This window comes from Pseudomonas sp. 2822-17 (assembly GCF_002742485.1).
Classification (GTDB): Bacteria; Pseudomonadota; Gammaproteobacteria; order Pseudomonadales; family Pseudomonadaceae; genus Aquipseudomonas; species Aquipseudomonas cyclaminis.
Window position 1 is genome coordinate 1 of the sequence record NZ_LJRZ01000888.1, and the last position, 337, is coordinate 337.

Consider the following 337-nt stretch of genomic DNA (forward strand, 5'->3'; position numbering starts at 1 on the left):
ATGTATGATAAAATGATATCCGCTATTAAAACATTAATAAGTCCATTAAATACTAAAATAGTCAATTGGAACAATAAAATTGTTCCTTGGAGTTCAGGTATAAAAATATAATAGCTTAGTAAGGTGAGCGGAAGTCCAATAATAATCCAATAAACTCCATCCCAAATTACCATATTCCCCTTTTTTCTATAGTAAAAAATGAGAGCTATAAAAAGCACTTCAAAAATGAATAGCATATCCCAATATGGAGTATTAAAAAGATATATACTTATTATATGAATGAAAACTGTAGCAAATGCCGTCATCCTTATGCCATAAAGCCTAACTAGTATAAATA

1 protein-coding gene is annotated in these 337 nt (G+C 28.2%); it reads right to left on the minus strand.

Going from position 1 to position 337, the window contains the following annotated elements:
• Window positions 1–305: hypothetical protein (locus AOA60_RS33650; protein ID WP_218240964.1), on the minus strand; the 305-nt coding region annotated here is incomplete at its 3' end.
• Between the last annotated feature and the right edge of the window lie 32 nt (window positions 306–337).